Genomic DNA, 12,925 nt, shown 5'->3' on the forward strand with positions numbered 1-12,925 from the left:
CTTAAAAAGCAATTTTATCAAAGCAAATTCAATCACCGGCACCAGGTGCATCACCGATAATTTCCCGTAACAAGGCGGTGGCATAGCTACCGGCGGGCAAATTGAAGCTCAACTTGAGTTGATTGTCCAACCACTGCCACGCCATATCTTGCGGCAATGCGCGCAAGGCCCGACGATCTGCTTCCAGATCAAACGCAAGCAATCCGTCGGCTACGGCTGCGTTAGCGGCAATCACGGCGTCTTCTATCGCACCAGCCTCAGCTGTGGCAATCTTACCGCCACGACCCCACATGATCCCGGTGGGATGAATATCGCCCTGCTCGACACGTGCCGAGAGACTGACGTCGTTGGTATCGCCGGTAAAACAGCTATTACTGCCGTCTAGCTTGAATACATCGCCACTTATCGCACGCTGCCAATTGGCTTGCTCGACGCGCCGGGCCAAGATTAAATTGAACAAATACGAGCGCGCCGCCGACAGATACAAGGAACGTTGTTCGCGTTTGACCTTGGCACCGGCAAACATCGCCAATGCACGATCGATATTTTGGCCGTGATGCCCGAAACGCTGCGGGCCGAAGTAATTTGGAAAACCCTGGGCTTTGATGTGTTGCAACTGCTTTTCGGCAAGTTCTTGATCGCCTGTCCAATTGCGGATCAGCAAAGTAAAGCGGTTGCCGGCCAATACGCCGCGCTTAAGTTTCCGGGCATGCCGGACCGTTTGCAAAACCTGCAACCTGTCGGTTTCGATAGCTGACCAATCCGGATCAGCCTTACCCGGCAGCCACACGCTGAACCATTGCCGGGTGCGGCCATGTCTATCCTTCAGACCGGCGTAGCTGACATCGTGTTGTCTGACACCGGCATGGCGAGCCAACTGCCGCGCGACATATTCGGTGTTTTCGCCGATTTTTTGGATATGGAGGAATACATGCTCGCCACTGCCTTCTGGCTCAAACGATAGAATTTCTTCGACGACGAAATCTTCAGGCTCGGTTTTGATGGCGCCGGTACCGTACGGGCCACCGTAGGCGTAAGGCCATTCGGGTAAACTAAAATCTGTCATTGGACTTGTAAAATATCTTAGGTCATGTTTCCGCGATACGACTGCATGGATGCGGGAGGCAGAGCAACACAGGAGCGGTTGCCAAGCGGTCACGCGACATACCGGGGGTTGCCACCATGAAATTGTCAGGGAACGCTGCGCACGCCCTGACCTCCCTAACTGAAGTTTTCGTTGTTCTACTCGAGCCTATCGCGTAGTAAACCCAAATGTTCAGAAAATTAGCTTGGTTGAAAAAGTATAAAAAAACACCTAACACAACAAAGAAGATTCCAGCCTTAAACGTAAGGTAGTGCGAGTGACAATACTCTTCCTCTATGGTTGGCGGACGTGAGTCATTTTGCGCGTCTAAATACCCTTTAACTCCTCTTTTTTGCCTGCCGCTTAGCCAAGGAATCATCCCGGAACTAATAAGGATAGTGATACCAAAAAGAACAATTCCAAAACCGTCTCCATAATGCTCGAAGCCGTAAGCAATAAATTCGCTTATTGCGTCATTTCTACTCACAGTCGACTCCTTAATTTACAGAGCATCAACACCAAAGATCTGTGGGTATGCACCGCATACCGAACGAAGGCCGCACCGATGGTAAAAGCCAGAAGGTTCGCGGTGAGTACCTCATTTGGCTCGATCAGACACTGGCAACGCTTTTATTTCTCGATCAACACCACCGCCTGCACCGCAATACCTTCCTTGCGCCCTTCGAAACCCAGTTTCTCGGTGGTAGTAGCTTTGACGTTGATGAAATCAACATCGACAGCTAAGTCGGCGGCGATGTTGGCACACATGGCCGGCACATGGGGGAGCATTTTCGGTGCCTGGGCGATGATGGTCACATCGGCGTTGACTAATTTGTAGCCTTTTTCTTGGACGATTTTATAAACGTGGCGCAGTAACACGCGGCTGTCGGCGCCCTTGAATTCGGGATCGGTATCGGGGAAATGTTTGCCGATGTCACCTAAAGCCGCCGCGCCGAGGATGGCGTCAGCCAGCGCATGCAATACCACGTCGCCGTCGGAATGGGCTTCCAGGCCTTTTTCGTAAGGAATTCTCACGCCACCCAAAATGATGTAGTCGCCGTCTTTGAAACGGTGGACGTCGTAGCCTTGGCCGACTCGGATCATGCTTGTTGCTCCATATAAAATTGCGCCAGCGCCAGATCTTCCGGCCGGGTGATTTTGATGTTATCGGGACGGCCTTCGACGATTTTCGGCTGGAAACCCAACAATTCCAGCGCACTGGCTTCGTCGGTAATGGCCGGATTGCCTTCGGTTTGCTGCAAGGCGTCGCGCAACATGCCGTATTTGAACATTTGTGGGGTCAAGGCCCGCCAGACATGTTTGCGATCTATCGTTGCAGTAATCGTGTCGCCGTCGACGTGCTTCAGCGTGTCGTGTGAAGACAGCGCCAGTATGCCGCCGACCGCATCGTCTTTTAGCGTGTCGATTTGCAGATGAATATCGGAGGCAGTCAGACAAGGCCGGGCGGCGTCATGCACCAACACCCAGTCGTCTTCGGCGGCCTGGCCTTGCAAAGATTTCAGAGCCGAGAGTACCGAGTCGGCCCGCTCTTTCCCGCCAGGTGCGGTAATCACCTGCGGATGTTTAGACACATCCAACTCCGGCCAATACGGATCTTCAATGGATATTGCTACAGCCACGGCTTGAAAAGCGCCGGACTGCAATAATCGGTCTAAGGTATGTTCAATGACGGTTTTGCCGGCCAGCGGCAGATATTGTTTGGGGCGATCGGCTTGCATGCGTTTGCCGACGCCGGCTGCCGGGACTACTGCCCAGCACTTTTGAATTTGATTCATGCTCTACTCAAGCACTTGAAAGAAAGTTTCGTTTTCCTTGATCATGCCCAACTCGTAGCGGGCGCGTTCTTCGATGGTTTCCAAGCCACGGCGCAAATCCAGCACCTCGGCATACAAGGAATCGTTGCGTTCCTTTTTTTCCTGGGCTTCCTTAGTCAGCGTATCCAGGCGTTCCCGATAATCGCTAATCTGCGAGACGCTGGCATCACCTAGCCACAACCGATACTGGAAGTGAACGATTAACAGAATGATGATGGCGATCAGGGTTTTAATGGCTGCTCTCGATCTGTAGATTGGGTTAGCCCTACGCGAGGGCTTAACCCAACTTAGAAGTCGACGTGTTGGGTTACGCTCTATCGAGCTTTTATACCCGAAGGGTAACCCAACCTACGCTTTTTTATTTCAGCATTTTAAACGCGCTACGGCCGGCGTATTTGGCTTTGTCGCCCAACTCGTCTTCGATTTTCATCAAGCGGTTGTATTTGGCAACCCGGTCGGAACGGCTCAGTGAACCGGTTTTGATTTGGCCGGTGCCGGTGGCGACCACCAAGTCGGCGATGGTGGTGTCTTCGGTTTCGCCGGAACGGTGAGAAACCACGGCGCTATAACCCGCAGCAGCAGCCATATCGATAGCGGCCAGCGTTTCGGTCAAGGTACCGATTTGGTTGACTTTGATCAGAATGGAGTTGGCGATGCCCTTCTCGATACCTTCTTTCAGGATGGCAGGGTTGGTCACGAACAAATCGTCGCCGACCAATTGAATTTTGCCGCCCAATTTTTCGGTTTGATATTTCCAGCCGTCCCAGTCGTTTTCGTCCAAACCGTCTTCGATGGAGATAATGGGATATTTATCCACCCAGGCTGCCAGGAAATCGACCATTTCTGTGGAGTTGAAACTACGGTTTTCTGCGGACAACACATATTTGCCGTCATCGAAGTATTCAGAAGCGGCCGCGTCCATACCCAAATAGATGTCTTCACCCGCTTTGTAACCAGCTTTTTCAATGGCTTCCAGGATGACTTCGATGGCTTCTTCGTTAGAAGACAAGTTAGGCGCAAAGCCACCTTCGTCACCCACCGTAGTCGCCAAACCGCGGCTTTTTAATACTTTAGCTAGGTTATGGAATACTTCAGCGCCGTAACGAATCGCTTCACGGAAGGTTGGCGCGCCGACAGGCAGAATCATGAATTCTTGCAAATCCACGCTGTTGTCAGCGTGAGAACCGCCGTTGATGATGTTCATCATTGGTACAGGCAGGATGAATTCGCCGGATTTGTTGAGGAATTTGTACAACGGTACGCCGGCTTCTTGCGCGGCAGCACGGGCAGCCGCCATGGAAACACCCAGGATAGCATTGGCGCCAATACGGCTTTTGCTTGGGGTGCCGTCTAAGGCAATCATTTTTTCGTCCAGTGCAGCTTGGTTGTTGGCATCCATACCTACAACGGCTTCACGGATTTCGGTGTTGACGAAATTAACCGCTTTCAACACACCTTTGCCCAGATAACGGGCTTTATCGCCATCGCGCAATTCAATTGCTTCGCGTTCGCCAGTGGAGGCGCCGGATGGCACCATCGCGCTGCCAACGATGCCGGATGCCAAATATACTTCCGCCTCCACGGTTGGGTTTCCGCGTGAATCCAGAACTTCTCTTGCCTTTACGTCTACTATTCTTGCCATTATTTTGCCCTATAGTGTGGTTTCAATCAGGCTGGTGGATTTAACAGCCCGGTCTATCGTTACTAACATTTCCAATAATTCTTTCATGCGGTGCAAGGGCCAGGAATTGGGACCGTCGCTCAACGCTTCTTCCGGTTTGGGATGCGATTCCATGAAAAGCCCGGCAATGCCCACTGCGACTGCCGCGCGCGCCAACACAGGCACATGCTCACGCTGGCCGCCGGAGACATTTCCCTGCCCGCCCGGCAACTGCACGGAATGGGTGGCGTCGAAAACCACCGGGCAACCGGTGTCGCGCATCACTGCCAGCGAACGCATGTCCGAAACCAGATTATTATAGCCAAACGATACGCCGCGCTCACAGACCATGATTTGCTGATTGCCGGTGGCCTTGGCTTTGGCAGCGACATTGGCCATATCCCAAGGTGCTAAAAACTGGCCTTTTTTGATATTTACGGGTTTACCCAAAGCAGCAACGCTTTGAATGAAATTGGTCTGGCGGCATAGAAATGCCGGAGTTTGCAACACATCCACCACCGCCGCAACCTCTTCTAGCGGCGTATCTTCATGCACATCGGTCAAAACCGGCACATGCAATTGTTGCTTAACCTTTTCCAGAATCTGCAAACCTTTTTCCAGACCTGGCCCGCGAAAACTGCCCAAGGATGAACGGTTGGCCTTGTCAAATGACGATTTATAAATGAAAGGGATATTCAACTCGTCGGCTATTTCTTTCAATTTGCCGGCAGTGTCCATCGTCATTTGTTCGCTTTCGATCACACAGGTGCCGGCGATCAGGAAAAACGGCTGATCCAGGCCGACTTCGAAATTACATAATTGCATGTTTAACCTTGTTTATGCCCCTAAAGGGTGTTTCTTGTGTTTGGCGGCCGCTTCGACGAAGCCGGAGAACAACGGATGACCGTTACGCGGTGTCGAGGTGAATTCAGGATGGAATTGGCAGGCCAAAAACCAGGGATGATCCGGCAATTCGATAATCTCCACCAAACGGCCATCCAGTGATTTACCGGAGAAACGCATACCCGCCGCCTCCAATTGCTTCAAATACTGATTGTTAAATTCGTAACGATGGCGATGGCGCTCGGTGATCACGTCTTTTTGGTACAACTCGAACGCCAACGAATCGGATTTTAAACGGCATTTTTGCGCGCCCAAGCGCATGGTGCCGCCGATGTCGGAATCTTCATCGCGCACATTCAACTGTCCGGCTTCATCCATCCATTCGGTAATCAAGCCGATGATGGGGTGCGGGCTATTCGGCAAAAACTCGGTGCTATGCGCGCCTTCCAAACCGACCACATCGCGAGCAAACTCGATAACCGCGGACTGCATGCCCAAACAAATGCCCAAGTAAGGAATCTTGTTCTCGCGGGCGAAGCGTACCGTAGAAATCTTACCTTCTACGCCGCGCTCACCAAAGCCGCCTGGCACCAGAATCGCATCGACATCTTTCAGCTTTGCCGTGCCTTCGGCTTCGATGGTTTCGGAATCGATATAAGTGATTTGCACCTTGTGACGGGTGTGGATCCCAGCGTGAATCAAAGCCTCATTCAAGGATTTGTAGGCATCGGTGTGATCGACATATTTACCGACAATGGCAATATTGACTTCATCGGTGGGGTGAGTCAGGCCATCGACCACTTTCTCCCAAGCCGACAAATCAGCCGGCGGCACGTCGAGGCGCAGTTGCGCTACCACGATGTCGTCCAATCCTTGTTCGCGTAGTAACAGTGGAATGCGGTAGATGGTATCGGCGTCAATCGCGGAAATAACCGCTTTCTCGTTAACATTGGTGAACAAGGCGATTTTTTTACGCTCACTGGCCGGAATCGGCTGCTCGGAACGGCAAATCAAAATGTCCGGCTGAATACCGATGGTGCGCAGCTCTTTTACGGAATGCTGAGTCGGTTTGGTTTTAATCTCGCCGGCCGACTTGATGTAAGGTACCAAAGTCAGGTGAATGAACACAGCCCGGTCTCGGCCCAATTCCACGCCCATTTGCCGGATGGATTCCAAAAACGGCAGAGATTCGATGTCACCAACCGTGCCGCCGACCTCGATCAGTGCCACATCGGTACCTTCTGCACTGGCATAAACGCGGCGTTTGATTTCGTCGGTGATATGCGGAATAACCTGTACGGTCGCGCCAAGATACTCGCCCTTGCGCTCGTTACGCAACACTTGCTCGTAAACCTGACCAGTGGTGAAATTGTTTTTCTTGGCCATCGTGGTTTTTAAAAACCGCTCGTAATGGCCTAAATCCAGATCGGTTTCCGCGCCATCCTCGGTAACAAACACCTCGCCGTGTTGAAACGGGCTCATGGTGCCGGGATCGACGTTGATATAAGGATCGAGTTTGGTGAGAGTAACTTTCAGGCCGCGATCTTCCAAGATGGCTGCCAACGATGAAGCGGCTATCCCTTTTCCCAAGGATGAAACCACTCCGCCGGTGATGAATATGAATTTTGTCATGAACGTTTGGCGCCCTGTTAAGCAATAGCAAGGGGGTCGAAAAGCGGCAAATTCTAACAGTTTTATGGTGCAATTGCCTTTTTAATTGCCAAAGCAAGCTGGGCAGGGATCTCGATTATTGAAAAACATCAACGACATTCGGCAGTAAACACCAACTGATTTTTGCCACGTTGCTTTGCCAGATACATCGCATCGTCAGCACATTTAATCAACAATTCGGCTTCGAAATGATCGGTGGGATACATGGCAATGCCGATACTGGCACCAATTTTGACAGTCTTTCCATGAATTAAAAATGCTTGATTGATCGCTTTCAACACATTTAGCGCCACTTGCTTGGCTGCTAACACCGAGTGCAACGACGTCAAAACAAATACGAACTCATCGCCGCCCAAGCGCGCGACGGTATCGACTTCACGGCAACATTGTTCAAAACGTCTAGCCACCGCTCGCAGTAATTCGTCGCCGGCATCATGCCCCATTTCATCGTTGACATCCTTGAAACCGTCCAAATCCAAAAACAGTACTGCCAAAAATGTCGAATCGCGCTTGGCGCGCAGCAAGTCTTGCCGCAAGCGCTCAATCAACAAACCACGATTCGGCAAACCGGTGAGTTGATCATGAAACGCCAAATGCATTAATTGTTTTTCCTTGCGCTCCTGCTCGCTGACATCGGTAATCGTGCACAAACTAATCTGATCGTTAAACTCGAACAGGGTTTGAGTGTTGATTTTGGCGACAAAGGTGGAATTGTCGCGCCGCAGCCCCAGCATTCGAGCATTGTCCGCAAAAATCAGTTCTTTTAAAGGCTTGCCGATCAAGACCTGATCGCCATATCCGAACAACTGATTGGCGGCCTTATTGACGGAAAGCACACTTTCGTCTCGGCCATACAAAACGATACCGGTCTCGATGGAATCGATAATATTGCGCAAGGCCTGCACATTGCCCTGCGATTGCTTGATTTGCGCCAGCAAACGTTTGCAGACCAGAGCAAAATTCAACAGCGCCAGTAATAACAGACTAGCTTGCAAGGTACGCAAGTAGAACACTTCCTTGGTAGCGTTCTGCTGCAATGCTGTAGTAAGTTCATTCATCAACCCCAGCAATTGCGAGTTATGCATCAACAATGTATTTAATGCCGGCCGCAAAACCTCGGCATCAACCCCTGCACCACCTTGTTCAACCGGCAATAAACGTTTGTGGATCAAAGTCCAAAGCTGGGACGCCGATACCGTAATCATTTGCGTATTGGGGGCTTCGGTGGCAGCCAGATAAACCGGTTTGCCATCACCGCTACTGGTCATGCTGCCTTGCAAAAATCCATTTAAGGTTTTATCGAACAAATCGACGGCATCGGAAAATTCGCTAAAAGCGTTGTGCTTTTCCGCGTCGGTTTGCGCGACATGCAACATCAGCAGCGATTTGGTCATGCGCTGCGACAACATCCGCTGGCGGCCGGACAAATTAATAGCCAACGCACTCTTTTCCAGCTTTGCAGAAATCCAAAAATTAAGCCCCAGCGCCACCGCATCAAATACGATGAATAACACCACCGGAATGAAAATCGCCGGAAGCTTGCCGCGGGTCTTTTCGGTCATGTCAGGCGGCCGCTTATAAGCCCTGATCTACGCCACTTTGTAACTTAGGCCAAGTGCTGAACGCAAACACCCAAATCATGATGACGTTAAGCACCGGCACCAACAAAACCAGGACCCAGCGCCCATCGAATCCGGCTTTTTCCAAAATCAGATAGCCCAACCACAGGCAAAACAGCATGAATACCGGTAACAACACAAAAAATAGTTCCATGGCTAGCGCTCCTGTTTTGTGTTCGGCCACTCTTGGAAGGCCAATTGCAAAAACACGATCAATAATCCAAAGACCGGCAAAAACACTAGCGCCGCCCACGCTGGGTTTAGCCCGGCTTTTTTATAGATCAGGATCGCCGGAATCGCGACCATCATGCCCACAATCATGGCCTGAAGTATCTCGGGAAACATCAACATGACACCTCCTAACAGTTTTCGTTGCCTATCATTGCATGCTTTCGAGTGCGCGCCAATCCAATTGGTAACAAGCGTCCGTCGCGCTGAGCCAAGCCCATTCCGCTATCCATAAGCCTGCTACCGCAGCCAAGCGGCCATTTAAATAAATCAAAGGCCGAATTTCTCTTTCCCAAGGCGGAACCCCAGCCTCTTGATAAAGTTTTTTTAGACAATGATGACCGGCTCGGCCAGGCATTTTAAACGTTTCGCCACCCCGCCTTGGCTCCACCGTCACTATCGCACTATTCCACAAGTTTTTAGATAGCCCGGCCGATGCAGTGCTTCTGGTCAATACATAGCCATTGCCTAAGGTTATCCGCTCCTGCTCTTGGTTCCACGGCTTTGCCTGAGTTTCTTTTTGTAAACGTTGCAGAGGGATGCAATACAATTTTTGCCGATATTTTCGGATGGAATGGCCTTGAATATTAATTTGCGGCAACGCATCGGCACGCCCACCAATCAACTGCTCAACCAGCGTTTGCAATACCGCTTGGCTCGGCGGCTTTAAACCCTTGCGGCCAAGCCAGTGCCGTAAAAGACAATTCAGTTGCATTGCCGTGAGGGCTGATAAATCGGCGATATTGAAACTGCCATCGGTCGGATCGACAACCGCCTGCAAGATCTGCTCCGCCCAAACATCTATCATCCGTGCCGCGTCGCCACAATGCCCGGCCGAACGCGCAACCGTTTTATCCAGTGCTGGCCAGCGCTGTTTTAATAAGGGAAGAATGTCGTTACGCAGGTAATTGCGGCCGAAATCGCTGCTTTGATTACTGGGATCTTCCACCCACTGTAAACCTTGAGTTTGCGCATAGCGTTGTATCTCGACCTTGGCCACATTCAATAGCGGCCGCAGCAGTTGTCCTTTCCCAAACGCACTGGTAATCGGCATGCCGGCCAAGCCTGACACACCGGCGCCTCTGAACAATTGCAACAGCATGGTTTCCATCTGATCCTCGCGGTGCTGGGCCAGCAGGATAATATCGTCGACAGCCAATAATTCCTGTAGCGCCCGATAACGGGCCTCTCGTGCCGCCGCCTCCGGGCTTTCGCCGTTGTTGGCCCGCGCATCAACCGTTAACAATTGAAAATCCACACCTAAGCGCTCTGCTTGCCGGCGACAATGCTCACCCCATCCCGCCGACTCGGCTTGCAAGCCGTGATCGACATAAACGGCAATAATTTTGCCGGTGAGCGACGGCAAGCCAACGCATAAATCCAGCAGCACCGTCGAGTCCAAGCCGCCGCTATAAGCAACGAAAACTTTCCGATACGCGGCAGGTAATAATGCAGCGATGACCTGAGAATTGAGATCGGGCATGGTTTACTCACAAAAAAGGCCGATTTGACTCGGCCTCTTATCGAACAACTAAATTAACTGACGGTGTTATTTGACTGGCTCTTCGATGTACGAACCAAAACGCATAATGCGTTGATAGCGTCTTTCCAGCAGCAGATCCATATTATCCGCCTGTTGCTGAAGTTCGTTCAGATGTCTGCACAAAGCCTCTTGCAGATTGGCGGCAATTTTTTCGAAATTGCGATGACCGCCGCCAACGGGTTCGCGGATCACTTCATCCAGAAAACCTTGTTCGCGTACGCGGTCTGAAGTGATGCCCATCGCTTCCGCAGCCAACTGGGCCTTATCGGCACTTTTCCATAAAATAGAAGCACAACCTTCCGGCGATATAACCGCATAGGTGCTGTATTCCAGCATCAATAATCTATCACCCACGCCGATGGCCAACGCGCCACCTGAACCACCTTCTCCGATTACTGTACAAATAATCGGGGTGCGCAATTTGGACATTTCGAACAGATTGCGGGCAATCGCCTCGCTTTGACCGCGCTCCTCGGCACCGATCCCCGGATAAGCCCCCGGGGTATCTATCAAGCAAATGATGGGCAGCTTGAAGCGTTCGGCCAGCTTCATCACCCGCAGCGCCTTCCGATAACCTTCCGGACGCGGCATACCGAAGTTGCGATAAATTTTTTCTTTGGTATCGCGGCCTTTTTGATGACCGATCACCACCACCGGCTGACCTTGCAGGCGAGCCATGCCGCAGACGATGGCCGGATCGTCAGCGTAGGAGCGATCACCGTGCAATTCGTGAAATTCGGTGAATATCAGATCGATATAATCCAGCGTATAAGGCCGGCCCGGATGTCTGGACAATTGCGAGATTTGCCAGTCCGACAAATCCGCGAAAATGCTTTCCGTCAAACTCTCGCATTTCTGCTCAAGCTGCTTCAAGGTTTCGGAAATGTCAAAATTGTTGTCGAGTTCGACCTTACGCAGCTCTTCTATTTTGGCCTGTAGTTCGGCAATCGGCTGTTCGAAATCTAAGAATTTTAAATCCATGTCAATCCGGCATTAGAATCAATAAAATGGTCGGCAATTCTAAAGAAAAATGCCGCTATTGCCTATTTGTTTTACCGAGTCCCCGCAAATGAAGAATGCTACCGCCTTTGACAATACTGCCTATGCGCCACTTGCGGCCAGAATGCGACCGACTACGCTGGACGATTTCATCGGCCAGCAGCACCTGCTGGGCAAGGGCAAATCGCTACGTGTGGCAATCGAACAAGGTGCGCCGCACTCGTTGGTATTTTGGGGGCCGCCCGGCGTCGGCAAAACCACTTTAGCCAAAATCATTGCCGCCAGCGCACATTGCCATTTCATCGAATTGTCGGCAGTCATGGCCGGCGTGAAAGAAATCCGGGCCGCAGTGGCCGAGGCGGAAGAGGTCAAACAAAGCCGCAATCTGAATACCGTGGTATTTATCGACGAGATTCACCGTTTTTCCAAAAGCCAGCAGGATTCTTTGCTGGCCCCCATCGAAAGCGGCGCGATTATTTTATTCGGTGCCACCACCGAAAATCCTTCGTTCGAATTGAATAACGCTTTGTTGTCGCGCTTGCGGGTTTACGTGATGCGCAGTATCGAAACCGAAGATCTGCAAGCCTTGCTGCACAACGCATTGACCGACAAAGTACGCGGACTGGGTGACCGCAATTTGCTGATCGAAGACGATATATTGACGATGATCGCCAAAGCCGCCGACGGCGATGCCCGCCGCTGTCTGAACATCTTGCAAATCGCCGCCGACCTGGCTGAAAACCTCGACGGTCGGGAAACAGTGAATCGGGAAGTGCTGGACGAAGTGCTGCTGGGCCATGCGAACCGCTTCGATAAGGGCGGCGATATTTTTTATGACCAGATTTCGGCCTTACACAAATCGGTACGCGGCACCGATCCGGACGCCGCTCTTTATTGGTTTGCCAGAATGCTGGACGGTGGTTGCGATCCTTTGTATATCGCCCGCCGAGTGATTCGCATGGCATCCGAAGACATAGGTAATGCCGACCCGCGCGGCCTGGAATTAGCGTTGAACGCCGCAAATGCATACGAACGACTAGGCAGTCCGGAAGGCGAACTATCGCTGGCACAAGCCATCGTTTATCTGGCCTGTGCGCCGAAAAGCAACGCAGTGTACGTCGCCTATAAAGCCGCGATGGCGGACGCCCGCAATAGCGGCTCGCTGGAAGTACCTATCCATTTGCGCAACGCGCCGACCAAATTAATGAAGGAATTGGGACACGGTGCGGAGTATCGCTATGCCCATGACGAAAAAAATGCTTATGCCGCCGGCGAAAACTACTTCCCTGAATCATTAAAAAACAGGCAGTATTATTTTCCGGTGGAGCGCGGTTTGGAGATAAAAATAAAAGAGAAACTGGGCTTTTTAAGGAAGTTATAAAAATTCAAACCCGCACGTAATCTACCGGCGTAGCTAAAATTGGCCAATGCGGAATAGATCAT

14 protein-coding genes are annotated in these 12,925 nt (G+C 51.4%); 1 reads left to right on the forward strand and 13 read right to left on the reverse strand.

Annotated elements, in window-relative coordinates; all coding sequences use genetic code 11:
• Positions 1-28: 28 nt before the first annotated feature.
• The 13 genes from truD to accA all read right to left on the reverse strand — a co-directional run bounded on the left by truD (position 29) and on the right by accA (position 11,464).
• Complete coding sequence (gene truD / locus QLH52_RS08340; RefSeq protein ID WP_033158836.1) at positions 29-1,066, reverse strand: tRNA pseudouridine(13) synthase TruD; 1,038 nt, start codon at positions 1,064-1,066, stop codon at positions 29-31.
• A gap of 22 nt (positions 1,067-1,088) precedes the next feature.
• Positions 1,089-1,571, reverse strand: a complete 483-nt coding sequence (locus QLH52_RS08345) for a hypothetical protein (protein WP_319961215.1) — start codon at positions 1,569-1,571, stop codon at positions 1,089-1,091.
• A 143-nt stretch (positions 1,572-1,714) separates the two neighbouring features.
• A complete protein-coding gene (gene ispF / locus QLH52_RS08350) occupies positions 1,715-2,188 on the reverse strand; it encodes a 2-C-methyl-D-erythritol 2,4-cyclodiphosphate synthase (RefSeq protein ID WP_033158834.1) in 474 nt (157 codons plus the stop codon).
• Entirely contained in the window at positions 2,185-2,880 is a 696-nt protein-coding gene (gene ispD / locus QLH52_RS08355; protein ID WP_033158833.1) for a 2-C-methyl-D-erythritol 4-phosphate cytidylyltransferase, read from the reverse strand. Before ispD ends, ispF begins: the two co-directional genes overlap by 4 nt.
• A gap of 3 nt (positions 2,881-2,883) precedes the next feature.
• Positions 2,884-3,174: a septum formation initiator family protein gene (locus QLH52_RS08360; protein ID WP_319961299.1), complete on the reverse strand. Its 291-nt coding sequence runs from the start codon at positions 3,172-3,174 to the stop codon at positions 2,884-2,886.
• 103 nt (positions 3,175-3,277) lie between these two features.
• Entirely contained in the window at positions 3,278-4,561 is a 1,284-nt protein-coding gene (eno, locus tag QLH52_RS08365) for a phosphopyruvate hydratase (protein WP_033158832.1), read from the reverse strand.
• Positions 4,562-4,570: 9 nt separating this feature from the next.
• Positions 4,571-5,404: a 3-deoxy-8-phosphooctulonate synthase gene (gene kdsA / locus QLH52_RS08370; RefSeq protein ID WP_319961216.1), complete on the reverse strand. Its 834-nt coding sequence runs from the start codon at positions 5,402-5,404 to the stop codon at positions 4,571-4,573.
• A 12-nt stretch (positions 5,405-5,416) separates the two neighbouring features.
• On the reverse strand, positions 5,417-7,054 hold the full coding sequence (locus QLH52_RS08375; RefSeq protein WP_033158830.1) for a CTP synthase: 1,638 nt from the start codon (positions 7,052-7,054) through the stop codon (positions 5,417-5,419).
• Positions 7,055-7,182: 128 nt separating this feature from the next.
• Positions 7,183-8,655: a diguanylate cyclase domain-containing protein gene (locus QLH52_RS08380; protein WP_319961217.1), complete on the reverse strand. Its 1,473-nt coding sequence runs from the start codon at positions 8,653-8,655 to the stop codon at positions 7,183-7,185.
• Between the two features lie 13 nt (positions 8,656-8,668).
• Entirely contained in the window at positions 8,669-8,866 is a 198-nt protein-coding gene (locus QLH52_RS08385) for a hypothetical protein (protein ID WP_319961218.1), read from the reverse strand.
• A 2-nt stretch (positions 8,867-8,868) separates the two neighbouring features.
• Positions 8,869-9,063 carry a hypothetical protein gene (locus tag QLH52_RS08390; RefSeq protein ID WP_033158827.1) on the reverse strand — a complete coding sequence of 65 codons (195 nt, stop codon included), beginning with the start codon at positions 9,061-9,063 and terminating at the stop codon, positions 8,869-8,871.
• Between the two features lie 28 nt (positions 9,064-9,091).
• Positions 9,092-10,423, reverse strand: coding sequence for a tRNA lysidine(34) synthetase TilS (gene tilS, locus QLH52_RS08395; RefSeq protein ID WP_319961219.1), 1,332 nt, complete (start codon positions 10,421-10,423; stop codon positions 9,092-9,094).
• A 66-nt stretch (positions 10,424-10,489) separates the two neighbouring features.
• Entirely contained in the window at positions 10,490-11,464 is a 975-nt protein-coding gene (gene accA, locus QLH52_RS08400; RefSeq protein ID WP_319961220.1) for an acetyl-CoA carboxylase carboxyl transferase subunit alpha, read from the reverse strand.
• 88 nt (positions 11,465-11,552) lie between these two features.
• Here accA and QLH52_RS08405 point away from each other — a divergent pair, with 88 nt between their 5' ends.
• Entirely contained in the window at positions 11,553-12,863 is a 1,311-nt protein-coding gene (locus tag QLH52_RS08405) for a replication-associated recombination protein A (protein ID WP_319961221.1), read from the forward strand.
• The last annotated feature ends 62 nt before the right edge of the window (positions 12,864-12,925 follow it).

This window comes from Methylomonas defluvii (assembly GCF_033949435.1).
GTDB classification, from domain to species: Bacteria; Pseudomonadota; Gammaproteobacteria; order Methylococcales; family Methylomonadaceae; genus Methylomonas; species Methylomonas defluvii.